Genomic DNA, 22,840 nt, shown 5'->3' on the forward strand with positions numbered 1-22,840 from the left:
AGTGATTTTCATGTCCTCTCAACAGCGCATCTCCGCGCGCATCGCGGCCATCGCCCCGTCCGCAACCCTCGCCGTGGATTCCAAGGCCAAGGCGCTGAAGGCCCAGGGCCGACCGGTCATCGGATTTGGCGCCGGCGAGCCGGACTTTCCGACGCCGGCCCCGATCGTGGACGCCGCCCGCGAAGCCTTGAACGATCCCGCCAATTTTCGGTACACCCCGGCCACGGGCCTGCCCGAGCTGAAGAAGGCCATCGCGGAGAAGACCCTTCGCGATTCCGGCTACTCGGTCGACCCGTCCCAGGTGATCGTGACCAACGGCGGCAAGCAGGCGGTCTACCAGGCGTTCGCCACCGTCATCGACGAGGGCGACGACGTCCTCCTCCCCGCCCCCTACTGGACCACCTACCCGGAGGCCATTCGCCTGGCGGGCGGCAACCCCCTCGAGGTCTTCGCCGGCTCCGAGCAGGGATACAAGGTCACCGTGGAGCAGCTCGAGGAGGCCTACACCCCGGCGACCAAGGCGCTGATCTTCGTCTCTCCCTCCAACCCGACCGGCGCCGTGTACACCCCGGAAGAGACCACGGCGATCGGCCGATGGGCCGCGGACAAGGGCATCTTCGTCCTGACCGACGAGATCTACGAGCACCTGACCTACGACGGAACGCCCTTTACCTCGATCGCCGCGGCCGCACCCGAACTCGGGGACAACGTGGTGGTGCTCAACGGTGTCGCCAAGACCTACGCCATGACCGGGTGGCGGGTCGGTTGGATGATCGGGCCGGCCGACGTCATCAAGGCCGCCTCCAACATGCAGTCCCACCTGACCTCCAACGTCAACAACATCGCGCAGAGGGCGGCGCTTGCGGCCATCACGCTCCCCCAGGATGCCGTCGAGCAGATGCGCGTCGCCTTCGACCGTCGCCGCCGCACGATCGTCGAGGGGCTCAACGCGATCGAGGGCGTCACCTGCCCCGTCCCCCAGGGCGCTTTCTACGCCTACGCGGACGTCACGCAGTTGCTGGGCGCAAAGCTCGGCGGGCGCACCGTGGAGACCTCGGCGGATTTGGCCGACGTCATCCTGGAAAAGGCCGAGGTCGCCGTCGTGCCGGGCGAAGCCTTCGGGCCGAGCGGATACCTTCGCTTGTCGTACGCTCTGGCCGACGATGACCTCGCCGAGGGCCTCGCCCGCCTTCAGGAATTCCTGGCCACCGCCGAGCGCTGATTCGCGCCTCGATACCGAAAACCAACATAAAGCAACATCTTTGAGGGACGAGCCCCCGGCAGCATGACCTGCCGGGGGCTCGTCCATAGTCCGGGAATGTTGGCATCCACAAATTCCCAACAATTCGCTAAACTGAAACCAGCGTTTTGTCTGGATCGAGGCGAGGAGACCCCCCATGAAAATCGGACTTCTGACCAGCGGTGGCGACTGCCCCGGGCTCAACGCCGTGATCCGGGGCGCGGTCCTCAACGGAGTCAAGATGTACGAGGACGAATTCGTCGGATTCCGTGACGGCTGGCGAGGAGTCCTCGAGGCCGACATCATGGACCTCCCGAGAACTCGCGTCCGCGGCCTGGCCCGAACCGGCGGCACCATCCTGGGCACCTCGCGCACCAATCCTTTTGACGGGCCACTCGGCGGCCCGGAGAACATTTCCCGGGTCCTCGCCGAGCAGGGCATCGACGCGATCGTTGCCATCGGCGGCGAGGGCACCCTCGCGGGCGCCAAACGCCTCTCGGATGCTGGACTGCCCGTCGTCGGCGTCCCCAAGACCATCGACAACGACCTCAACGCGACCGACTTCACCTTCGGCTTCGACACCGCGGTCTCCATCGCGACCGACGCCATGGACCGGCTCCGCACCACCGGTGAATCGCACCACCGGTGCATGGTCGCGGAGGTCATGGGTCGTCACGTCGGTTGGATTGCCCTCCACTCGGGCATGTCCGCGGGCGCCCACGCGGTGCTCATCCCGGAACAGAAGGTCCCCATGAGCCAGGTCGCGGAGTGGGTCCGCGAGGTCCATGAACGGGGGCGCTCCCCGCTCGTGGTCGTCGCGGAAGGATTCATTCCCGAGGGGCTCGACGACGTCCTCCACGACAAAGGCCTCGAACAGGACGGCCGCCCGCGCCTGGGAGGCATCGGGGAGTTCGTGACCCGGGAGATCGAGAACATGACCGGCATCGAAACGCGCAACACCACCCTCGGGCATATCCAGCGCGGCGGGGCCCCCACCGGATTCGACCGCGTGTTGGCCACCCGTCTCGGCATGGCCGTGGTCGACCTGGTCCACGACCAAGAGTGGGGCAAGATGGTCGCGCTACACGGCACGGACATCGACCGCGTGGGCTTCGCCGAAGCCCTCAAGGGGCTCAAGTCCGTGCCCCAGCGCCGCTGGGACGAAGCAAAGATCCTCTTCGGGCGCTAAAGGCCGCGGCCGGGGCACCGGCCACCAGCGCTCATACACGACGAGGCGCCGCTCCCCTTCCGGGTGGGCGGCGCCTCGTCGTGTGTGGCTGTTATCTCAGGAAATCTCCGCGGTTGCGTCGCCCTACGGCCTGTCCCGCCTCGGGGCTGACGACCACGGTCTGGGCCGCGGCGTACTCGACGGTCGCGGGGGCGCCCCGGCCCTCGTCGGCGCCCGGATCGACGTGAGAGGTCGCATCCCGAACCACGAGGGGCGCCTCGGGATCGACCCCGCGCTTGATGACCGCGAGCGCTATGGGCCCGGCCTCATGGTGCAGGGCCACGCTCGTGATCTTCCCCGACGAACGCTTGCCGTCGACCACGAAGACCTCGGATCCGGTCTCCGGCAGGGTGTGCTCGGAGCCGTCCAGGTCGAGGAACACCAATCGGCGCGGCGGATGCCCCAGATTGTGAACTCGGGCAATGGTCTCCTGCCCCTTGTAGCATCCCTTGGACAGGTGAACGGCCGTGCGCATGAGGTCGAGTTCATGGGGAATCGTCTTCTCGTCCACCTCGGTGGCGAACCGCGGGCGCCAGGCCGCGATGCGCAGGGCCTCGATGGCCCAGATTCCGACCCACTCGACCTCGAGCCGAGGCAGGTCCGATCGCGGAACCAGGGTCTCCCAATAGCTCCAGTCTTCCCCGGGGTGATGCTCCGTCCCGGCGTAGGAGGTGCCGCCCGGGCCGATATTCGGCCACGGATCCCGCCACGCGTCGGCCGTCTCGGAGACCCCACCGCGGCCCCGCAGGGGGGACGTCGATCCGATCACCGCGTAGGCCTCGGTCTCATCGGCAACCTCGACCCGGAGCATGAATCGCATGGAATCGAGGAATGCGGCGAGTCCGGCCTGCTGGCCGGCCTCGACGATCAACCAGATCTTGTCCGCGCCGACGATCACGTGCGGCTGGAATTCGATGCGCCCCTGGGCCGAAAGCAGGGTCATCTCGGTGCTGGATCCCGCGGGGAGTCCGTCGATGACCTGCGAGGAGAGGGTGGTCAACCAGCTCGCTCGGTCCTCGCCCGAGACGCTGACGACGCCGCGGTGGGACAGGTCCACGCCCGCGATCGCCTCCGCCGACGGTCGGTCGAGTCGCCGCTGCTCCGGGATGGGGTCGCCGTAGTGAGCGGCGACCCCGGCGTCCGGCTCGGAGGCCGGAACCGCCCCGTGCACCGAGAGAAGTGGAGAGGAATAGGTCATGCGGCGTCGTCCACCTTCCGCAGCCTGGCCGAGGCGTGCGAGGAGAGTTGCTGACCCTGGGCGGCCATGTCCCAGGCCCACATGAGTTCCCCGTTGACGAGCCCGAACATGCGGGACGCGGCGGTGTACTCCTTGGCGTGGGCGCCGCGCATCACGGCGTCGGTCGCCATCTGGATGCGGGGGCCGTCGATCACGCCCACGTATAGCTCGCTGACGCCACCGGGGTGGTTGATGGTCGCGAGGATGTCAAAGCCCTCGTCGCCGTTGCGCAGCTTCTCGACGTCGGCCGCGGTCTTGAGCGCGGGTTCTTCGGCGCCCGGGAGCAGCCCCGGACCGAGGTCCTGTTCGCCCAGCTTGCGATCGATCTGCCAGAAGCCGTTCTCGACCGTGATCAGGCGGGTGCGGTTGCCCTCGTCGTCGAGGAGGTAGGACTCGGCACGGTATTCCAGGTACGGCTGGCCGTTGTGGGTGAAGTCGACGATCTGTCCGAACTGGCGTTCTTCGGCGTCGTTATATCCCAGCACTCCGACGCCTTCCCAGTGGCCCAAGAGCCACGCGAAGGGAACGAGTTCGGGGGTCAAATCTGACGGGATCTCAATAGGCATATGACCATCTTAAACATCAATGGCCCAAGCATCCATGCTTGGGCCATTGAGCTTCGTCGGGATGGAGCTACTTCTGCCCCCGGAAGAGGCCGCCGATCACCATGACGGCGCACCCGAGAATCGACAGAGAAGCGAGCCCCAGAAGGGTCAAAAAGAGGATTTCCAGTGCAATGATCATGCACTCAAACTATCACGCGATCGATCACGAGGGCGCCGGCGTATCCGAGAATCCCCAAGAAGGCCACCGGAGTGACGCCGAGTGTCATGGCCCCTCGGCGAGGACCACCGCGCGGCCCGGCCGCGATCATGCGGACGCCCACAATCGCGATGCACACGGCGATCACGACCCCGCTCCCCCAGACGATCACCGAGGCCTGGCTGGTGCTGTGGATCAGGGACATTCCGACCCACCCCGCGGCGCTCACGGAGGCCAGAACACCCACGGCGGCCGTGATGATCGACTCGAGTCGGGCCGCCGCCCCCTCCCCGCGGAGGAGCTCGATCAGGAAGGCCACGACGACGCCCACGGCGACGACCGCGGGCAAGAGGGCCAGCAACCGGCCGACCGGAGCAAAATACACCACCGCGCAACTGATCCACCCGCAGGCCGCGAAGAGCGCGCTGTGGGCGGGGATCCACTTGGTGCCTCGCAGGACCGTGAGACCCGAGGCCGCGGGCCAACCCCACGCGATAATGGCGACCATCAATGCGGTAGCGATCACGGAGATTCCCGGGGAGATCACGCCCGCGGCCAGGGACACGATGAGTGCCACGACGCTCGACACGGCGACGAGCCAATAACGCTGTTTGCCTTCGGTGCCGACGGTGCGCAACGAGTACGTACCCGTCGTCATCTCGCTGTGCGCCACGATTCCTCCGTTGATTTGCGGGGATGCTGTCGACGAATCACGTGCCGAGCGGCACGGTTCGTATTTTTTAGTCTATCCAGGTCCGATGGCCAAGCAACGCAGCGTATCAATCGGGCTCACGGCACCTCGCAACCTATACTGGCCGTCAAGAGGCAACGGCGCCGCCTCGGGCCCGAGAAACACGCGTTCTCGGCGGGCCCGAGCCCATAGCCCGGCCGGCGCCCACGCCGTCGGGCCAACCGCCCGACCCGGAAGGTACAGATCCATGGCCAAGATCCTGGTTCTCAGCGACGCCGCGGCTCCCGGCGCCGAAGCCCTTCCGTCCCTCGAGCTCCTGGACCACTCGGTCACGGCCCGGCCCATCTCGGCGACCGCGCAGGACATCGAGGGTTCCCAGGCCGACGTCGTCTTGATCGATGGGCGCACGGGGCTGATCGCCGCCCGCAACACGGCCCAGTTGCTCAGGGGCGGCGGGCTGAGCGTGCCTCTGGTCATGGTCCTCACGGAAGGCGGAATGGCCGCGGTCTCTCCGTCCTGGTCGGTCGACGACGTCGTCCTCTCGACCGCTGGACCGGCCGAAGTCGAGGCCCGGATCCGCCTGGCCGGCGTGCGCACCGAGGAAGAGGCCGACGGGGGCGACGTTCTGCGATGCGGTGACGTCGTCGTGGATGAAGCGGCCTATTCGGCGAAGGCAGGCTCGAACACCCTGAACCTGACGTATAAGGAATTCGAGCTGTTAAAGTTCATGATTCTCAACGCCGGACGGGTTTTTACCCGCGCCCAACTGCTCTCCGAGGTGTGGGGGTACGACTACTACGGCGGCACCCGAACCGTCGACGTGCACGTCCGCCGCCTCCGCGCCAAGCTCGGACCCGACCACGACCAGCTCATCACGACGGTGCGCAACGTCGGCTACAGCTTCACCCAGGTGCGTCAGAGCCTCACGGATTCGTGACGTTCACGGTCCGGCCACGGCCCGTCCTCCGGGCGTTAACCCGGCGCCGTCGAGACTCCTCGTTGAACGTTTCGCCTGGCCCAAGGCCTGGAACCGAGTAGGTAGAGTAGAGGGTGACGCGTCGGGGACAACCCGGCCGGCCTGGAATCGACTCAGAATGGGTAGGTACGCGGTGAATTCTGCGCTCAATGGACCATCTTCTGGATACTCCGTCCGCCGTGCGCGGCCGTCGAGTGACCTCGTCGAGAGCATCGGCAACCTGACGCGCTCGGTTCATACCCACGATTCGGCGCATCCATTCTCGGAGCAGACCCTCGTCGAATTGCGACGCGCGGCCCAGCACCCGGACCAGGCAACCGGCCTCGTGGTGGCGGCCGCCTATCACGGTGAGGACCTCGTCGGCGCGGCGATCGCTACGGCCCCCGAGGGCCAGGATTCGACGGGCACGGTCGAAGGCGCCGTCGAGCCGGAGCATCGCGCGAACGGTCTGGGTCGGAGCATCGCCGAGTTCCTCCTGGGGGACGAGGGCTTAGGCCAGGCGGCCGGACAGTACCGCGTGTGGGTTCACGGTTCGGGAGAGGCCTCCCCGTCGCAGGACTACTCGGCTCCGCTGGCGGCGGCCCAGCTGGCGCGCGTCTTCGGCTACACCCCGGTGCGCGAACTCTGGAAGATGCGCCTGGACCTGACGCCCAAGGCCCGCGCCAACATCGCGGCGAAGGCCCAGGAGTACCGGCCGAGCGACCCGGTCCGGGTCCGCACGTTCCAAGACTCCGACGCCGAGGAATGGGTCCGGCTCAACGCCCGCGCGTTCGCCGACCACCCGGAGCAGGGCCAATTGGGCATCGACGACCTCCGCGACCGTCAGCAGGAGTCGTGGTTCCGTCCCGAGGGCTTCTTCCTCGCGGAATCCATCCAGGATTCGACGGGCAGCCCGGCCCTGTTGGGATTCCACTGGACCAAGATCGAAGATCAGCAGGACGGTCCCCGCGAGGGCGAGGTCTACGCGGTCGGCGTCTCCCCCGATGCCCAGGGAACGGGCCTGGGCCGCGCGCTGACCCTGATCGGCATGGACTACCTCGCGAAGATCGGCGACGACGGCGCGGAGAGCCCGCTAGAGGCCATCGTGCTGTACGTGGACGCCGACAATCAGGCCGCCGTGGGCCTCTACCGATCCCTCGGTTTCCGCCCCTGGGACATCGACACGATGTATGCGCCCGGCGCCGTCGATCTCCCGTCCACCGAGGAAAGCCCCCGGGACGCGACGGAGAACGACCAGCGCAACCTGACCCACCCCGGCGGCGCGTCGACCATCGCCAAGATCGAGCGGGCCGAAACGCGCGGCGACCGCATCGACGCCCCCGAGCACTACTCGATCCCGTTGCTCCAGGGCGACTTCGGCCCCGAACGCTTCGCCGATCGGGAATCCTCCTGGATCGACTTCAACACCCGCGTCCTCGAGTTGGCCGAAGACCCCTCCCTTTTCCTGTTGGAGCGGCTGAATTTCCTCTCGATCGTCGCGTCCAACCTGGACGAATTCTTTATGGTCCGCGTCGCGGGCCTGAAGCGCCGCATCGCCACCGGCATCGCGGTGCCCACGCCGGCGGGCCTGACGCCGGATGAGCAGATGGAACTCATCAGCGAGTCTGCGCACCGGCTCCAGCTGCGCCACGCCGACGTCTTCCAGAACCAGGTGCTCCCGGAGCTCGAGAAGGCGAAACTCCACATCGTCGAGTGGGATGATCTGGAGCCCGCCGCCCGGGAACGCCTCTCGGCCCAGTTCCAAGAGCGGGTCTTCCCGATTCTGACCCCGCTGGCCGTGGACCCGGCACACCCGTTCCCGTACATTTCCGGGCTCTCCCTCAACCTGGCGGTGATCGTCAGGAACCCGCAGACGGGCAAGGAACTCTTCGCCCGCATTAAGGTCCCGGATCAGCTGGACCGCATGATCTCGGTCGATGGCTCGCGCCACGCGAATTCCCCCTCCCGGACGGCGCGCTTCATCCCGCTGGAGTCGATCATCGCCCAGCACCTGGACCAGCTCTTCCCGGGCATGGAGGTCGTCGAACACCACGTCTTCCGCGTGACCCGCAATGAGGACCTGGAGGTCGAGGAGGACGACGCCGAAAACCTCCTCCAGGCCCTCGAGAAGGAGCTCTTGCGGCGGCGTTTCGGCCCTCCCGTGCGCCTCGAGGTCGAGGACTCGATCAACCCGGCCATCCTGGACCTGCTCGTCTCCGAGCTCCGCGTCGAAGACTCCGAGGTCTACCGGCTTCCGGCGCCGCTGGACCTGCGGGGCATGGCGGATGTCGCCAAGGTCAACCGCCCGGCACTGCACTATCCGAAGCACATCGCTCACACGAGCCGCTACTTGAACGCCGCGGAGACCTCGAAGGCCGCGGACGTCTTCTCCGCGACCCGCGAGCACGATGTCCTGTTGCAGCACCCCTACGATTCCTTCGCCACGAGCGTCCAGGCCTTCCTGGAGCAGGCGGCCGCGGACCCCCAGGTCATGGCCATCAAGCAGACCCTGTACCGCACGTCCGGAGATTCGCCCATCGTCGATGCGCTGATCGAGGCCGCCGAGGCCGGCAAGCAGGTCCTCGCGGTCGTCGAGATCAAGGCCCGGTTCGACGAGCAGGCCAACATCTCGTGGGCCCGCAAGCTCGAAGAGGCCGGGGTTCACGTGGTCTACGGGATCGTGGGGCTCAAGACCCACTGCAAGCTGTCGCTCGTGGTGCGCCGGGAACCGGACGGGCTGCGTCGCTACTGCCACATCGGCACGGGCAACTACCACCCCTCGACCGCTCGCTTCTACGAAGACCTGGGCCTGTTGACGGCCGACACGCAGGTCGCCGAGGACATCTCCCGGCTCTTCAACCAGCTCTCGGGGTACGCGCCCAAGACCTCCTACAAGTCACTGCTCGTCGCGCCCCGATCGTTGCGCTCCGGCCTGATCGACCGCATCAATCGGGAGATTGCCCACAAGCGCGCGGGGTTGAACGCCAAGATCCAGGTCAAGTGCAATTCGATGGTGGACGAAGCGATCATCGATTCCCTCTACCGCGCGTCGCAGGCCGGCGTCGAGGTCAACGTCGTGGTCCGCGGCATCTGTGCGTTGCGACCGGGCGTCCCCGGCCTCTCGGACAACATCACGGTCCGCTCGGTCCTGGGCCGGTTCCTGGAACACTCTCGGGTCTTCACCTTCGAGAACGGCGGCAAGCCGGTGGCGTATATTGGGTCGGCCGATATGATGCACCGCAACCTCGATCGTCGCGTCGAGGCCCTGGTGCGCATCAAGGATCCGGTGCACGTCAAGTACCTCCTGGACATGATGTCCCTGTACCTATCGGAGAAGACCTCCACGTGGCACCTCGACTCCGAGGGAACCTGGACCCGTCACTCTCGTGACGAGAACGGCAAGCCGCTGAGGGATATCCAGTCTTACCTGCTGGAATCGCGATCCCACCGGGGCACCTACCCCGGCCAGTAGCCCGGTTCCAGCCGTCAGCATCACGCACCACCGAAGGAACATTCCCCCGATGTCAGACTCTTCCACAGCCAAACCGGCGGTCATCGCCGCCGGCGCCCTCTGCTGGCGCGAGGGACCCAAGGGCCTGGAGCTCTTGATCATCCATCGCCCGAAATACGACGACTGGTCCTGGCCCAAGGGGAAACAGGACGACGGCGAGTCCATCCCCGAAACAGCCGTTCGCGAGGTACGCGAAGAGGTGGGCCTCAAGATCACCCTCGGGGTGCCCCTGACGACCACGAGCTATCGCGTCTCGTCGGGCCTGAAGAACGTCTACTACTGGGCCTCCGAGATCCCGTCGAATAAAAAGCCTCAGGTGGACGACCGCGAGGTCGACCGGCTCGACTGGGTTTCCCCGACCAAGGCCCGCAAGCTGCTGACCAACTCCTCCGACCGTTATCCCCTGGACCGCCTCGTCGAGCTCCACGAGGCGGGCGACCTGCGGACGAGGCAGCTGATCATCGTGCGCCACGCCAAGGCCAAGCCGCGCTCTTCGTGGTCTCGGGCCGAGAGCGATAGGCCCCTCGCCGCGACCGGCAAGAGACAGGCCCACGCCGTGTGGCGCCTCCTCGATGCGTGGAAGCCAACCCGGATCATCTCCAGCCCGTGGTCGCGGTGCATGCAGACCGTCGCGGGCTACGCCAAGGCCAATGGGCTGGCGATCAAGGAGAAGAATCGCCTGACGGAGGCCGAGCACAAGAGGAAGCCCGCCAAGGCAGCCAAGCTGATGGAATCCCTCTTCGACGCCAATCACTCCACGGTGCTCTGCACGCACCGGCCGGTCTTGCCCACGATCCTCAAGGTCATCGACCGCCACCTGCCCAAGGAACTCCGCCAATACCTTCCGGCCGAAGACCCCTACCTCACACCCGGTCAGATGCTGGTGCTGGATCTGAGCATCAAGCATCGCGACCGGGTCATTGCCGTGGAAAAGATTGAGCCCTTCGATGACTGACACAGCTATTCCCACGCCGTACGAAGATCTCCTCCGGGACATCCTGGCCCACGGCAATCACCGTTCCGACCGGACCGGAACCGGCACCACGTCGGTCTTCGGTCGCCAGATGCGATTCGACCTGTCCTCGTCCTTTCCGCTCCTGACGACCAAGACCGTCCGCTTCAAGGCGATCGCGATGGAACTGCTCTGGTTCCTCCGGGGCTCGACCAACATCCGGTGGCTCCAGGAACGCAACGTCCATATCTGGGACGAATGGGCCGACGAGAACGGCGACCTGGGCCCGGTCTACGGGGCGCAGTGGCGCTCGTGGCCCGCGCCGAACGGCGAATCCATCGACCAGATCGACAAGGTCATCAACTCCCTTCGGGACAACCCGTATTCGCGGCGCCACATCGTGAGCGCGTGGAATCCGGCGGAGGTCGACGAGATGGCGCTGCCCCCGTGCCACGCCCTCTTCCAGTTCTACGTCGAGCCCGTGGCCGACGGGCCGGATCGGCTCTCCTGCCAGCTCTACCAGCGGTCGGCGGATATGTTCCTCGGGGTTCCCTTCAACATTGCCTCCTACGCCCTGTTGACGAGCCTGGTCGCAGCGCAGGTGGGCATGGTCCCCGCCGAATTCGTCTGGACCGGCGGCGACTGCCATATCTACGACAACCATCGCGATCAAGTGGAATTACAACTTTCCCGCGAGCCGCGCGAATACCCCCGCCTGGAGATCGCCGCCCGGGATTCCATCGATCGGTACGAATTCGAGGACCTCACGATCGTCGGCTACGACCCGCACCCCGTCATCAGGGCCCCCAAAGCGGTATGAGTCCGCGCGAATCGGCCCCCGCCGGCGAGTCACCGCGGCTTTCGGCGATCTGGGCGCAAGCCGCCGAGCGGGTCATCGGGTCGGGCGGCGGCATGCCGTGGTCGGTCCCGGACGATCTGGCCTTCTTCAAGCGGAGCACCGCGGGGTCCCCGGTCATCATGGGGCGTTCCACGTGGGAGTCCTTTCCGCCGCGATTCCGTCCGCTCCCGGGGCGGACCAACATCGTGATGACGCGTTCTCTTCCGGCCCGGCCCGAGCCCGTCGAGCGCGACGGTGCGCTCTGGACCTCGGGCCTCGACGAATCCGTCCGGGCGGCGGTCCTGGCCTCCCCCGACGCCGCGGAGCTGTGGATCATCGGTGGCGCCGGGGTCTATGCCAACGCCTTGTCTCGTTCCGATATCCCCGGGGTGCACCGCGGGAAGGTGACCCGCGTTCTGGTGACCGAATTGGGCCTTTCGGTGGTGGGAGATCGCGCCGCCCCTCCCCTGGGCCCGGAGTGGTCCCGGCGCGTGCTCGACGCCGGAACCGACGAGCGAGGCGCGGTAGCCGATGCGTCCGGGAGTCTCACGTCCCTGCCCGTGCCCTATCGCTTCGTGGAGTACACCCGCTGATACCTGGCCCTCCCTTTATGACGTTCCAGGCGACGCCCCATTCCGCCGGGGCAGACGCCGGGGCTCCCACATCGGTAGAGTAGGGGCCATGACTTTTCGGCCCGGAGATACTGTAGGTTTTGTCGGTTGGCGCGGCATGGTGGGGTCCGTCCTCATGAATCGCATGGAAGAAGAAGGCGATTTCGCCGCCATGTCACCCGTGTTCTTTTCGACGTCTAGCCCCGGCGGCCCCTCCCCGAGTTTTCGCGGCGTCGAGGATTCCGGCGTGTTGCGCGACGCCTACGATCTCGACGAGTTGGCCCGTCTGCCCATCATCGTCACCACGCAGGGCGGCGACTACACGCAGAAGGTCCACCCCGCCTTGCGGGCCCGCGGCTGGGACGGCATCTGGATCGACGCCGCTTCCACGCTACGCATGAACGACGACGCCGTGATCGTTCTCGACCCGGTCAACCGTCACGTGATCGACCGCGGCCTGGCCAGCGGGGTGAAGGACTTCGTCGGCGGCAATTGCACGGTCTCCTGCCTGCTCATGGGCCTGGGCGGGCTCTTCCGCCGCGGCCTGGTCGAGTGGACCACGGCCATGACCTATCAGGCCGCCTCCGGAGGAGGGGCCCGGCACATGCGCGAGGTTCTCAAGGGCTTTCGGGATATCTCCGGTAGCGTCGCGACCGAGCTCGAAGACCCCGCCTCGGCGATCCTCGACATCGACCGGAAGGTTCTGGATCTTCAGCGTTCGGAAGGTCTCGACGTCGCCCAGTTCGGCGCTCCGCTGGCGGGCTCGCTCATTCCGTGGATCGACGCCGACCTCGGCAATGGCCAGTCCAAGGAAGAGTGGAAGGCCGACGCGGAGACCAACAAGATTCTGGGCCTCGACGGCGAAGATCGCGTCATCATGGACGGGCTGTGCGTTCGCATCGCGGCCATGCGGTCCCATTCGCAGGCCCTGACGCTCAAGCTGACCGAGGACATCCCCGTGGAGGAGATCGAGCGGATCATCGACGAGGACAACGAATGGTCTCGCGTGATCCCCAACTCGAAGGACGAGACGGTGCGCGAGTTGACCCCCGTGGCCGTCTCGGGAACCTTGTCGATCCCGGTGGGGCGCATTCGCAAGCTCGCCATGGGGCCGCAGTACGTCTCGGCCTTCACCGTCGGAGATCAGCTCTTGTGGGGTGCGGCCGAGCCCGTCCGCCGCATGCTCAAGATCGCCACCGGCGCCTCCGAGGTCTGATCGCCGTGGCCCGAACCGCATCTTCAGCTTCCCCGGTCCGGCCCCGCTCGATCGACTGGGAGGACGTGCAGGCCACGCGGGAATTCTTCGCCTTGAGCACGACCAACCGTGTGCCTCCGTATGCCCAGTTGAGGAGGCGTCTCGTCGAGGCCCGCCATACCGGCGAGCTCGAATCCGGAACGCGCATCCCACCGGTGCGAAAACTTGCGGCCGCCCTGGGCCTGGCGAGCAATACCGTCGCCAAGGCATATAAGGAGCTGGAAGCCTCGGGCGTCGTCGAGACCAAAGGCCGAGCCGGAAGCTATATCCGCCCGAAGTCCACCGTGGAGAACAAGGCCTTGAGGCTGACGCGAAAGTACCTGACGTCGCTGGCCGAAATCGGCATCTACGGGGATGAGGCCGAGGCTTTCCTCCGCCGCGTGCTGGACGAGGAGTCCCTCTAAACCTTGGGGACCCGGTGCAGGCCGGAGCCCGCGCCTCGAGGGCGCGGCATGACCAGCCGCGGGTTCTTGGGAGACCGATGCGGCGCGCAATTGTGGCTGCGTCGGAATTGAGCGTCGAGATACTGGCGGTGTTGCATCCTGGCGACCCGGGCCTGGGCCCGCCGCTCACGCGCGGCCTGCCTGCGGGCCTTGCGTTCCATCCGCCACTGACCCAATCGATGCCAGGTGTTGACGACCTTGGCCTTGGCCCACTGATTGAATCGGTGAATGATCGGGTACTCCGTGGCGAGAAGGCCGAGACCGAGGAAAATGGCCAGCCACCCGGGGCCCGGCGTCACGAGCATGACGATTCCGGCGAGCACGATGGCCCCGCCGATGATCGTGACGATGATCTTTTGGCAGAGCGCCAGGGCGGGATGCCGCTGGGTGAACCGCCGCACCCGGTTCAGGGCATGGTGCAACCGGCCTTCCTGCTGGCCTTGCTCGATTTCCTTTTCGATTCCCACGCGGCACTCCTTCTCTCCGAGATGGGTTCCGTCACCGGCGCCCCACGGTGCGGTGGCGAAACCCGGCCGTTCCGTTCAGTCTAGCCGTGTGGGCTCTGCCTCCGCAGTGCGGTGCGACCAATGCAACTCGGTTGGTTCGAGTCTCGCACCGTCCCCTGGTGATCAGCAGGGAGACTCCGGTTTAGAGGGTGAAACCGATGATCACGGGCTCGGCCTCGAGGGTCACGCCAAACTCCTCGCGAACGCCGTCGCGCACCGTCCGGGCGATCGCCAGGATGTCCCGGGCCGTGGCTCCCCCGCGATTGGTGATCGCGAGGGTGTGCTTGGTGGACAAGCTCGCCCGGCCGCCCGCGATCGGTTGGTGCTCGCTCTGCAACCCGAAGCCCTTGTCGAAGCCGGCGTTTTGGATCAGCCACGCGGCGGACAGCTTGATCTTGGACTCGTCCACCGCCCCGTGCGGGTCCAGCATGGGATACCGCGGGGCGTCCTCGGGGATGGTCGCCTGCTGCTCCGCGGCAATGATGGGGTTGGTGAAAAAGGAACCGGTGCTGTAGCTATCCCGGTCGGAGGGGTCGAGGACCATGCCTTTGCCGGAGCGGAGTTCGATCACGGTCTCGCGCACCGTGGCCGCTTCCGCGCGCTCCCCCACCTCGACGCCCAGACGGCGGGCCAGCTCCGCGTATCGGATCGGCTGAGACAGGTTGCTGCGTCGCACGTCGAACTGCACGGATAGGACCACGTAGCGGGGGGATCCGTCGTGAATTTCTCGCTTCAACAACGAGTTGCGGTAGGAAAATTCGAGGTCCTCGCCGCGGAATCGACGCGTCTGACCCGCCTTTCGGTCGTAGACCAGGGCCGAGGCAAAATGCTGTGAGATTTCGGTTCCGTACGCCCCGACGTTCTGCACCGGGGTCGCCCCCGCCGTCCCGGGGATTCCGGAAAGGGTTTCCAGGCCCGTGAAGCCCTGATCAACGGTGTACCGCACGACGTCGTCCCAGGCTTCGCCGGCGGCGACGGTCAGGAGCGTGCTCTCTGCGTGTTCCTCCACCGCGATGCCACGGGATGCCACGTGAATCACGGTTCCGCGGAACCCTTCATCCGACACCACGAGGTTGGAACCTCCCCCGAGGATCAGGACGGGTTCCTGCCGCTCGTCGGCCTCGCGGACGGCCTGGACGATCTGGTCCTCGGCGGTGGCCCGCACATAGCGGCGGGCCGGGCCGCCGACGCCGATGGTCGTCAATTCGCTCAAAAGGGTCTCAGTCACGCCCTCCAGTCTAACCGTGACAGCCTCCGGCCACGTCGAGCGTTCAGAGCCCGGCTAGGAGGGATCGTGGTGGCCCGGGTGCTCGCGGCGTCGGCGGCGGAGGGCCTCATCCATCGGGGTCGCCTCGTCGGGCGGGGTTCGGTCCGGCGCGCCCGTGTACTCCTGCTCGTTGACCCAGCGCGCCTCGGGGTCCTCGTGTCCGATTTTCGACCGCTCCTCCCCGCGAGAGGCGGGGTTTCTCAATTGCGGGACCAGAAGAAGCGAGACGATCACCATGACCAAGACCACGGCCAGGCCGTTGCGGACGCCGAGGGCCTCACCCAGGACCCCGAGGATCGGCGGACCGCCCAAAAATGCCCCGTACCCGATGGTCGAGACCACGGAGACTCGGGCCGAGGCGCGCACCGGATCGTCGGCGGCCGCAGACATCCCGACGGGAAAGCCCAGCGCGGCCCCTATCCCCCAGACGAAGATCGCGACCATGCCCAGCCCGATCCACGGGGACACCACGAAGGTTCCCAGGCCGAGGACCGCGAGAACGCAGGCGATCCTCATGACGGCGACGCGGCCGTAAACGTTCAGGAGCCCGGTGCCCAGGAGACGGCCGGTCGTCATGGCCGTCACGAACAGGCCGTACCCCACGGCCCCAACGGCCGCGGTGGCGCCGTACCCGGCCGTGAGCGCCAGGGCTACCCAGTCGTTGGCGGACCCCTCGGCCAACGCCATTCCCAACACGAAGAGACCCAACAGGATGGTTCTCTTTTCCGCCCAGGCATCGCGGACCGAGAAGGCGCCACCTCCGGAATCGACGATGGCCATCAGGCCCGTGGTTCCCGGATGGATGTCTCCGCCTTCGTGACGCGTGTACCGCATGGCCACGATCACCAGGGCGATGACCACGAGGTACACGCTGAACATGTGCCAGAACACCGACACGTTCAACGCGGTCATCGCCGTGCCCACGACGGAGCCGATGACCGTGCCGATCGAGAAACACCCGTGCATGAGGGGCATTCGCTGCTTCTTGACGGCCCGTTCGACCGCTGCGCCCTGGACGTTGGCCGCGACCGAAAACGTCGCCTGGCCGAGGCCGAAAAGCCCGAGCCCGAGGCCCGCCATCGGGATCGAGTGGACGAAGGACACCCCGGCCGCGAGGCCCAGCCCGCCGATCATCATCAGGGCAAAGGTCAGCCATAGCGTCTTTTGGGCGCCCAGCTTCATGACGACCATCCCGGAGGCCGAAACGGACAGGAACGCCCCGAAGGTCTGGGCCAGAAGCAGGATCCCCAGGGGTCCCGCGCTCAGGTGAAGCTCGTGCGCGATCGACGGGACCCGGACGAGCCACGCCGAGATGGACAGGCCGCTGGCCAGGTACACGCCCAGCACGGCTATCAGCCAGGACCGGTCGGATACGCGCGGAGCCGTCACGGGCGTTCCCCTTCCTCAGGATGCCTCGCCGGTGCGAGCACCGGCCACCAAATAGCCGCTAGAGGCGGACGAGGGCCTGCGCTTTGACCAGGACTTTCTGGGGCTTTCCGTCCGTGTCGGGGGCCGAGACGGCCAGGTCCACGCGGGCCGTGCCGTTCTCTTCGTCGAGCGCGCCGATCTTTCCCTCGACCGTGATCACGGTGCCACCCTGATCCGGGCTCTGGTCGTCGTCGGCGTCCGGAACCGGCACCGGCTTGGTGAATCGCGTCTGGTAGTCGAGGATCCGTCCCGGATCGCCGATCCAATCGCTGACAAGCTCGACGACGGCGCCCATCGTAAACATTCCGTGCGCGATGACCCCGGGAAGCCCGACGGAGGACGCGAAGCGCTCGTTCCAATGAATCGGGTTGAAGTCTCCGCTCGCCCCCGCGTAGCGCACCAGGTCAGCCCTGGTGACCTCGATCTCGCGGGTTCCGATGACCTGCCCCTTTTCCAGGGACTCGATGGTGGGTTGCTGCATGATTACTCCTCGCCCCTCACCAGGAGGGATGACACGGCGGTGACGACGGGCTGACCCTGGTGGTCCACGATTTCCTCCCGGGTGGTCACCATGGCGCCGGAGCCCATGAGGCGCACGGAGTCCACGTGAACCGTGGTCGTCAGCTCGTCTCCGGCGACGATGGGCCGGTGGTGGGTGAATCGTTGGTCCGCGTGGACCACGCGGGAGAAGTCGATGCCGGCGGTCGGGTCCTGGATGAGTTCAGCGTCCGCGGCCTGGCTCACGATGATCGCGAAGGTCGGCGGCGCCACGAGATCCGCGTGCCCGAGCGCCATGGCGGCCTCGACGTCGACGTGGGCCGGCGACTGGGCCTTGACCGCGCGCGCGAACTCTCTGATCTTTTCCCGGGACACCGAGTAGACGGGGGCGCCCGTGTACTCACGCCCCTGAAGGTCTTCGGCGATGCCCTTGTTTTCAGACATACAGCTCCTCATGCTCTGGGTCGGCCGAGCCAATCCGGTGGGCCGGCCGTGGACGCCTCTTACTGGCGCCCACCTTACCGGGCGGCTACCGGTCCCGGTCGGCCCCGATCCGGGTTTTCCACAGATTTATGATCCAGATCACAAATACTGTGTGAGAATCGAGCTATGAAACGCAGATACCTGTCCTTCATCGCATTGGCCATCACGATCTTCTACGGGGTGGGCTTCGCGGCCTTCGACGAAACACCGCAGGGGTACGCGGCGATCGGAGGGGCCGTCGTGGCCCTCTCCTGGATCGCGGTGGGCGTCTTCGGCCGAGACGACGACTCCGGCCGGCGGCGGCGTCGTCGTGAGAGGCGCGACGGTCGCGTGTGAGGCGACGGCGTCACGGAATCCCGCTGCGACGGGGCTCGCCCCCATTGCGTGGCTCTCGGGCGTCAACGTTTCTCACGGTGAAGGTGAGACCGTTGCGGAATCAACCCTGCACGACGCGCCTAAAGAATCTCGTCCAGGGAAAGGCCCCGGGCACCGTGGCGGGTCGAGCGGCTGGCGGTCAAGCACAGTAGAGCCAGGTTTACTCAGACCGTTGACAAGCCTTTTCATACCGGGAGGCGGACACAAAAATACCCCCGCTTGACCGGTATTCCCTAGTCAAACGGGGGTTTCTGTAGCGGTGGACGGGCTCGATCCGTCGACCTCACGATTATGAGTCGTGCGCTCTAACCAGCTGAGCTACACCGCCAAAACATGGAAGCGCCTGCGCGGAGCATGTGCTTCACGCAGGCCCTCATCATGAGAGCCCCGACCGGGAATCGATCCCGGGACCTCCATCTTACCAAGATGGCGCTCTACCACTGAGCTATCGGGGCAACGACATATAACTTTACAGCCACCCCCGGGCATAAACAAATTCACGGGTGAGTGTTTCCCGCCACAATGATGTTCTCCCCTTCGTGAACGGGTCGATGGATCGCGAAAGGCGGCGTGGGCTACTCAGCCCACGCCGCCTTCGGCCTCAGTGCTCCGTCAGAGCACCGACCCGCCTCGCGCCCCAATCGGGGTGCCGCGAGCGGTCTCGTGGCCCCCTACGGTCGTTTCTTGCCGTTTGGCAGGCAACGACTAGTCGCGGTAACCGCCCTTGCGGAATCCCCCGCGGCCGCCACCGCGGTCCTCGCGGTAGCCGCCACGCTCGTTCCGGCCGCCGCCACGTCCGCCGCGGTACCCACCGCGATCGTCCCGACCGCCGCGATCCTCGCGGCCGCCACGGTATCCACCGCGGTCTCCGCCGCCGCGGTAGCCGCCGCCACGGTTACCACCGCTGCGGAACCCTCCGCCACGGCTGCCGCCGCGCGAGGAATTGCCGCCGCGATCCGGTTCGATATCGATCGTGTTGCCGTTGATCTGAATGTTGCGGAATTCGTTGATGTTGATGTTCTCCGGAAGGTCCACCAGGGAGAATCCACCGCGAATGTCGATGTTGCCGACCTGCGACCCGTCCAGGCCGCCTTCGTTGGTCAGGGCACCGACGATCGAACCGGGAGAAACACGCTGGTCGTGTCCCACCTGGATCTTGTAGGTCGTCAGGCCTTCGTCGCTGCGCTTGCGTCCGCCGCGTTCGCCCTTCGGGCCGCGCTCGTCACGCTCACGTCCACGAGCCGGGCCCTTGGCCGGGAGCTCTTCGACGAGGAACGGACGGCCGTTCTGGGCGATCAGGGCGATCGCCGCGGCGATGTCCTCGGCCGGAACGTCGTGCTCGGCCTCGTACTTCTCGACGAGTTCCTTGAAGACCGAAATGTCCTCGGACTCGATCGTGGTGGTGATCTGCTCGGCGAAACGCTCCAAGCGGTTCGCGTTGACGTCGTCGGCGGTCGGCATGTTCATCTGCTCGACCTTCTGGCGGGTGGCCTTCTCGATCTGACGCAGCATGTGCTTTTCACGAGGCGTCATGAACAGGATGGCTTCGCCGGCACGACCCGCGCGGCCCGTACGGCCGATGCGGTGCACGTAGGACTCGGTGTCGTGGGGAATGTCGAAGTTGACCACGAGGCTGATGCGCTCGACGTCGAGGCCGCGGGCCGCAACGTCGGTGGCCACGAGGATGTCCACGGTGCCGTCGCGAAGGGCCTGAACGGTCCGCTCGCGCTGATTCTGCGGGATGTCACCGTTGATCGCGGCGGCCTGGAAGCCACGGGCCTTGAGCTTGTCGGCGACCTCTTCGGTCTCCTTCTTGGTCCGGACGAAGGCGATCACGCCGTCGTAGTCCTCGACCTCGAGCACACGGGTCATCGCGTCCAGCTTGTGGGAGTGCATGACCTGCATGTAGCGCTGGCGAATGTTGGAGGCGGTCGTGGTCTTGGACTCGACCTTCACCTCGACCGGATCGTTGAGGTACTGCTCCGCGAGCTTCCGGATGGACTTCGGCATGGTCGCCGAGAACAAGGCGACCTGTTTGTCGCCGGGGGTCTTCGCGAGGATCTGCTCGACGTCATCGGCAAAGCCCATGCGGAGCATTTCGTCGGCCTCGTCCAAGACGAGGTGCTGCAGGTTCGACAGGTCCAGCGAGCCGCGCTTGAGGTGGTCGATCACGCGACCGGGGGTGCCGACGACGACCTGGGCGCCGCGGCGCAGACCGGCCAGCTGCGGACCGTAGGGCGAACCGCCGTAGACCGGCAGAACCGTGAAGCTGGGCATCTCGCTCGCGTAGGAGGAGAACGCCTCGCCGACCTGGAGCGCGAGCTCGCGGGTGGGGGCGAGGACGAGGACCTGGGTGTTCTTGCTGGGGCCGTGCACGTCCGAGAGCTCGGCCAGGTGCGAGAGGGCCGGGACCGCGAAGGCCGCGGTCTTACCCGTGCCGGTCTGGGCCAAGCCGACGACGTCGCGTCCTTGCAGGAGCAGCGGGATGGTTTCCGCCTGAATCGGCGACGGCTTCTCGTAGCCGACCTTTTCGAGCGAGGCGAGGACGCGAGCGTCCAGGCCCAGATCGGTGAATTTGATGGAGTTGTCCTCGGGCTCCGCAGCGGCGGTCGAGGAGTTTTCGGGCAGGGTCTGGTTGGTTTCAGTCACCAATGAGTCCTTATTAATGTTGGGGTTCTCGCACCGTTCGTTGTGAACGGCGGCCGGATTATCCCCTTTGAATCTGCCCGCGAACACCCTCTGAAATTCTTCAGAGTCTCGTGTTCCTCCTATGGGCGCACCTCATGAACCTTGTCTATGGATCGTTCACGGCCAACCGATCGAATTCGATGGTGTGGGGCAGTGGGTGAGGTGAGCGCTACGGCGAGCTATTACACGTCATGCAACGGCCGGGTCCTTCGATGATGAGGACTGACTCGGCACAAAACGGGGAATCCCGGTAATGCCTCTACTTTACCGCATGGTTTGCCGTTTCACCGCTCGGGGTGACGCATCGCTCACGTCGACTTGGCCAGGAGCACCACGCCGTCGGAGTCGAAGGCGGGTCGATACGCGACCCCGTACCGCTTCTCCGCCAGCCCCCGGGGATCGCCCAGGTTCCCGGTGTTCCACGTATTGCTTCGGGCGTTAATCAGAACATAATCCGGCGCGGGGTCCCCGTCGGTGCCGATCCACTGAACATCGTGATCCGGCACGAGGTACACCAAACCGGTGAGGTCGCTCGCGACGCTGGATCCCGCCGGAATCCGATCGATGGCCCTGGCCTCCGCGGCGACCGAGGTTTCCGGCGGCGCCCCTGCCCCGAGCAGCACGGAAATCAGCCCGGAGGTCGGCAGCAAAACCAGGGCCACGCCCGCCGCCAGCGTCGGGGCGAGGGCAGACATCCTCTCGATACCGCGGGCGAAGGCCCCGGCGCGGGTAGGACGGGCCTTCATCGACGCGTCGAGGATCGCAGCGAACAAGACCGGCATGACCACGAGATTGTAATGCCAGGACGCCTCCCAATACCCCGGGTTATCGGAGAGAAACCGCCACACCAGCGTGGGAACTGCCACGAGCACTATCGGCGAGCGCAGACACACCAGCGTGCCCGCGACGAGCACAAGACCCAGGGTCTGGGATTTGGCCCAGGGGTAGAACATGAGCCCCAACGACTGGAGCGGATCGGCGATCGCGCCGAGGACGTCGATCGTTCCCCCATAGGCAAAGTTGCCGCCGGGGTTGAACCACGGAACGATGACGAAGACCGCCAGCGCGCTCCAGGCCAACCCCCACACGATCAGGAACGGGCCCCGGCGGCCCTCACCGATCGTGAGGAACCTCCCGACGCGACCGGCGTCGCCCAGATGGAGCCCCGCGGCGCGCACGTCACGACAGGCGATCAGCGCGCCGATCATCGCGGCGGTCACACCCATATCCTCCTTGACGAAGACGAGCGGGACCGCCCACAGGGTCGCCGCCCGCAATCTCCCGCACGCCAGCAGGCACAGGGACAGGCTCATCAGGGGTATGGCGAAAGCCACCTCGTGGAATTGGACCCTGACGGCCTCCAACACGCCGAAGCTCAGGCCAAAGCCGAGGGCCAAGCACGAGCCACGGAAGGCGCCGAGTTTCCTGGCGCCAAACCACCCGAAAATCCCGACCGACGCGGCGAGAAGCGCATCCTGGACGAGCATGATGCTCAGGCCCGAGGGCCACGCGAGGTAGACGGGGGCGAGCAAAACCAGGATGGGGTGAAAATGATCGCCCAGAAGATTGAAGCCGTGGCCCTTGATGTCCACGATGGGCGGCTGGCCGGCGGCGTAGGCCTTGGCCAGTTGCGTAAAGATCGCCAGATCCCACGAGGGTGTATCCATGCGGTGCCACTGGAACGCGGAGGTCGTCGAGTACACCGCCATGGCGATCAGCGCCGCGGTCACGGCCACCGTGATCGGGATCCGCCGACCGACCCACCGACGGGTACGGACGGCGACCCGAGCTCGGCGGGAATCGGACCCACCGAGGAGACTCCGGACGCGGCCGACCTCGACCGTGGGAGTGCTGGAATCATTCATCGTCTGA

At 66.3% G+C, this 22,840-nt stretch carries 20 protein-coding genes, 2 tRNA genes and 1 pseudogene; 11 read left to right on the forward strand and 12 right to left on the reverse strand.

Going from position 1 to position 22,840, the window contains the following annotated elements; translation table 11 throughout:
* Positions 1–10: 10 nt before the first annotated feature.
* Together CURSPS6_RS06905 and CURSPS6_RS06910 are read left to right on the forward strand one after the other, a co-directional pair.
* Positions 11–1,222, forward strand: coding sequence for a pyridoxal phosphate-dependent aminotransferase (locus tag CURSPS6_RS06905; RefSeq protein ID WP_030015106.1), 1,212 nt, complete (start codon positions 11–13; stop codon positions 1,220–1,222).
* A gap of 175 nt (positions 1,223–1,397) precedes the next feature.
* The gene (locus tag CURSPS6_RS06910; RefSeq protein WP_030015108.1) at positions 1,398–2,429 is read left to right on the forward strand and encodes a 6-phosphofructokinase; all 1,032 of its coding nucleotides are present in this window, start codon (positions 1,398–1,400) and stop codon (positions 2,427–2,429) included.
* Between the two features lie 91 nt (positions 2,430–2,520).
* Here the strand turns inward: CURSPS6_RS06910 and CURSPS6_RS06915 are convergent, their stop codons facing one another.
* From CURSPS6_RS06915 to CURSPS6_RS06925, 3 genes are all read right to left on the reverse strand, one after another.
* On the reverse strand, positions 2,521–3,666 hold the full coding sequence (locus CURSPS6_RS06915; RefSeq protein WP_030015109.1) for a YgfZ/GcvT domain-containing protein: 1,146 nt from the start codon (positions 3,664–3,666) through the stop codon (positions 2,521–2,523).
* On the reverse strand, positions 3,663–4,271 hold the full coding sequence (locus tag CURSPS6_RS06920; protein WP_030015110.1) for an FABP family protein: 609 nt from the start codon (positions 4,269–4,271) through the stop codon (positions 3,663–3,665). Before CURSPS6_RS06920 ends, CURSPS6_RS06915 begins: the two co-directional genes overlap by 4 nt.
* A gap of 182 nt (positions 4,272–4,453) precedes the next feature.
* Positions 4,454–5,140 carry a hypothetical protein gene (locus CURSPS6_RS06925; protein WP_051687697.1) on the reverse strand — a complete coding sequence of 229 codons (687 nt, stop codon included), beginning with the start codon at positions 5,138–5,140 and terminating at the stop codon, positions 4,454–4,456.
* A 265-nt stretch (positions 5,141–5,405) separates the two neighbouring features.
* Here CURSPS6_RS06925 and CURSPS6_RS06930 point away from each other — a divergent pair, with 265 nt between their 5' ends.
* From CURSPS6_RS06930 to CURSPS6_RS06960, 8 genes and pseudogenes are all read left to right on the forward strand, one after another.
* A complete protein-coding gene (locus CURSPS6_RS06930) occupies positions 5,406–6,095 on the forward strand; it encodes a response regulator transcription factor (protein ID WP_030015114.1) in 690 nt (229 codons plus the stop codon).
* Between the two features lie 157 nt (positions 6,096–6,252).
* Positions 6,253–7,293, forward strand: a pseudogene (gene mshD, locus CURSPS6_RS12800) (mycothiol synthase); the annotation flags it as partial.
* A gap of 6 nt (positions 7,294–7,299) precedes the next feature.
* Complete coding sequence (locus CURSPS6_RS12805; RefSeq protein WP_416371670.1) at positions 7,300–9,585, forward strand: RNA degradosome polyphosphate kinase; 2,286 nt, start codon at positions 7,300–7,302, stop codon at positions 9,583–9,585.
* A 49-nt stretch (positions 9,586–9,634) separates the two neighbouring features.
* A complete protein-coding gene (locus CURSPS6_RS06940) occupies positions 9,635–10,579 on the forward strand; it encodes an NUDIX hydrolase (RefSeq protein WP_030015117.1) in 945 nt (314 codons plus the stop codon).
* Positions 10,572–11,396, forward strand: a complete 825-nt coding sequence (locus CURSPS6_RS06945; protein WP_030015118.1) for a thymidylate synthase — start codon at positions 10,572–10,574, stop codon at positions 11,394–11,396. The genes CURSPS6_RS06940 and CURSPS6_RS06945 overlap by 8 nt, the downstream gene beginning before the upstream one ends.
* Positions 11,393–12,007 carry a dihydrofolate reductase gene (locus tag CURSPS6_RS06950; RefSeq protein ID WP_051687698.1) on the forward strand — a complete coding sequence of 205 codons (615 nt, stop codon included), beginning with the start codon at positions 11,393–11,395 and terminating at the stop codon, positions 12,005–12,007. Before CURSPS6_RS06945 ends, CURSPS6_RS06950 begins: the two co-directional genes overlap by 4 nt.
* Positions 12,008–12,095: 88 nt before the next feature.
* A complete protein-coding gene (gene asd, locus CURSPS6_RS06955) occupies positions 12,096–13,241 on the forward strand; it encodes an aspartate-semialdehyde dehydrogenase (RefSeq protein WP_030015122.1) in 1,146 nt (381 codons plus the stop codon).
* Between the two features lie 5 nt (positions 13,242–13,246).
* Positions 13,247–13,684 carry a GntR family transcriptional regulator gene (locus CURSPS6_RS06960; RefSeq protein ID WP_235503688.1) on the forward strand — a complete coding sequence of 146 codons (438 nt, stop codon included), beginning with the start codon at positions 13,247–13,249 and terminating at the stop codon, positions 13,682–13,684.
* Here CURSPS6_RS06960 and CURSPS6_RS06965 read toward each other — a convergent pair.
* The 5 genes from CURSPS6_RS06965 to CURSPS6_RS06985 all read right to left on the reverse strand — a co-directional run bounded on the left by CURSPS6_RS06965 (position 13,681) and on the right by CURSPS6_RS06985 (position 17,866).
* Entirely contained in the window at positions 13,681–14,190 is a 510-nt protein-coding gene (locus CURSPS6_RS06965; RefSeq protein ID WP_051687699.1) for a PGPGW domain-containing protein, read from the reverse strand. The two genes, CURSPS6_RS06960 and CURSPS6_RS06965, sit on opposite strands and share 4 nt — an antisense overlap.
* Before the next feature lie 181 nt (positions 14,191–14,371).
* A complete protein-coding gene (locus CURSPS6_RS06970; RefSeq protein WP_268750748.1) occupies positions 14,372–15,466 on the reverse strand; it encodes a UDP-N-acetylmuramate dehydrogenase in 1,095 nt (364 codons plus the stop codon).
* 45 nt (positions 15,467–15,511) lie between these two features.
* The gene (locus tag CURSPS6_RS06975) at positions 15,512–16,885 is read right to left on the reverse strand and encodes an MFS transporter (RefSeq protein WP_051687700.1); all 1,374 of its coding nucleotides are present in this window, start codon (positions 16,883–16,885) and stop codon (positions 15,512–15,514) included.
* A gap of 58 nt (positions 16,886–16,943) precedes the next feature.
* Positions 16,944–17,405, reverse strand: coding sequence for a MaoC family dehydratase (locus tag CURSPS6_RS06980; RefSeq protein WP_030015130.1), 462 nt, complete (start codon positions 17,403–17,405; stop codon positions 16,944–16,946).
* Positions 17,406–17,407: 2 nt separating this feature from the next.
* On the reverse strand, positions 17,408–17,866 hold the full coding sequence (locus CURSPS6_RS06985; protein ID WP_030015131.1) for an FAS1-like dehydratase domain-containing protein: 459 nt from the start codon (positions 17,864–17,866) through the stop codon (positions 17,408–17,410).
* A 165-nt stretch (positions 17,867–18,031) separates the two neighbouring features.
* Between CURSPS6_RS06985 and CURSPS6_RS06990 the strand changes: the two genes are divergently transcribed.
* A complete protein-coding gene (locus tag CURSPS6_RS06990) occupies positions 18,032–18,241 on the forward strand; it encodes a hypothetical protein (protein WP_035810281.1) in 210 nt (69 codons plus the stop codon).
* A 293-nt stretch (positions 18,242–18,534) separates the two neighbouring features.
* Here CURSPS6_RS06990 and CURSPS6_RS06995 read toward each other — a convergent pair.
* The 4 genes from CURSPS6_RS06995 to CURSPS6_RS07010 all read right to left on the reverse strand — a co-directional run bounded on the left by CURSPS6_RS06995 (position 18,535) and on the right by CURSPS6_RS07010 (position 22,833).
* A tRNA-Met gene (locus tag CURSPS6_RS06995) sits at positions 18,535–18,608 on the reverse strand.
* A gap of 55 nt (positions 18,609–18,663) precedes the next feature.
* Positions 18,664–18,735 (reverse strand) — tRNA-Thr (locus CURSPS6_RS07000).
* A gap of 250 nt (positions 18,736–18,985) precedes the next feature.
* On the reverse strand, positions 18,986–20,932 hold the full coding sequence (locus CURSPS6_RS07005) for a DEAD/DEAH box helicase (RefSeq protein ID WP_416371661.1): 1,947 nt from the start codon (positions 20,930–20,932) through the stop codon (positions 18,986–18,988).
* A 344-nt stretch (positions 20,933–21,276) separates the two neighbouring features.
* Positions 21,277–22,833 (reverse strand): DUF2079 domain-containing protein, encoded by a 1,557-nt coding sequence (locus CURSPS6_RS07010; protein WP_051687701.1) that lies wholly within the window; start codon positions 22,831–22,833, stop codon positions 21,277–21,279.
* Positions 22,834–22,840: the final 7 nt, after the last annotated feature.

This window comes from Curtobacterium sp. S6 (assembly GCF_000710345.2).
Taxonomy (GTDB): domain Bacteria; phylum Actinomycetota; class Actinomycetes; order Actinomycetales; family Micrococcaceae; genus Rothia.

What these genes read in the sequence shown, in the direction of transcription:
- CURSPS6_RS06905 (WP_030015106.1), top strand. Translation starts at nt 11, where the DNA reads ATGTCCTCTCAACAGCGCATCTCCGCGCGCATCGCGGCCATCGCCCCG.
- CURSPS6_RS06910 (WP_030015108.1), top strand. Translation starts at nt 1,398, where the DNA reads ATGAAAATCGGACTTCTGACCAGCGGTGGCGACTGCCCCGGGCTCAAC.
- CURSPS6_RS06915 (WP_030015109.1), bottom strand. Translation starts at nt 3,666, where the DNA reads ATGACCTATTCCTCTCCACTTCTCTCGGTGCACGGGGCGGTTCCGGCC.
- CURSPS6_RS06920 (WP_030015110.1), bottom strand. Translation starts at nt 4,271, where the DNA reads ATGCCTATTGAGATCCCGTCAGATTTGACCCCCGAACTCGTTCCCTTC.
- CURSPS6_RS06930 (WP_030015114.1), top strand. Translation starts at nt 5,406, where the DNA reads ATGGCCAAGATCCTGGTTCTCAGCGACGCCGCGGCTCCCGGCGCCGAA.
- CURSPS6_RS12805 (WP_416371670.1), top strand. Translation starts at nt 7,300, where the DNA reads ATGTATGCGCCCGGCGCCGTCGATCTCCCGTCCACCGAGGAAAGCCCC.
- CURSPS6_RS06940 (WP_030015117.1), top strand. Translation starts at nt 9,635, where the DNA reads ATGTCAGACTCTTCCACAGCCAAACCGGCGGTCATCGCCGCCGGCGCC.
- CURSPS6_RS06945 (WP_030015118.1), top strand. Translation starts at nt 10,572, where the DNA reads ATGACTGACACAGCTATTCCCACGCCGTACGAAGATCTCCTCCGGGAC.
- CURSPS6_RS06950 (WP_051687698.1), top strand. Translation starts at nt 11,393, where the DNA reads ATGAGTCCGCGCGAATCGGCCCCCGCCGGCGAGTCACCGCGGCTTTCG.
- asd (WP_030015122.1), top strand. Translation starts at nt 12,096, where the DNA reads ATGACTTTTCGGCCCGGAGATACTGTAGGTTTTGTCGGTTGGCGCGGC.
- CURSPS6_RS06980 (WP_030015130.1), bottom strand. Translation starts at nt 17,405, where the DNA reads ATGCAGCAACCCACCATCGAGTCCCTGGAAAAGGGGCAGGTCATCGGA.
- CURSPS6_RS06985 (WP_030015131.1), bottom strand. Translation starts at nt 17,866, where the DNA reads ATGTCTGAAAACAAGGGCATCGCCGAAGACCTTCAGGGGCGTGAGTAC.
- CURSPS6_RS06990 (WP_035810281.1), top strand. Translation starts at nt 18,032, where the DNA reads ATGAAACGCAGATACCTGTCCTTCATCGCATTGGCCATCACGATCTTC.
- CURSPS6_RS07010 (WP_051687701.1), bottom strand. Translation starts at nt 22,833, where the DNA reads ATGAATGATTCCAGCACTCCCACGGTCGAGGTCGGCCGCGTCCGGAGT.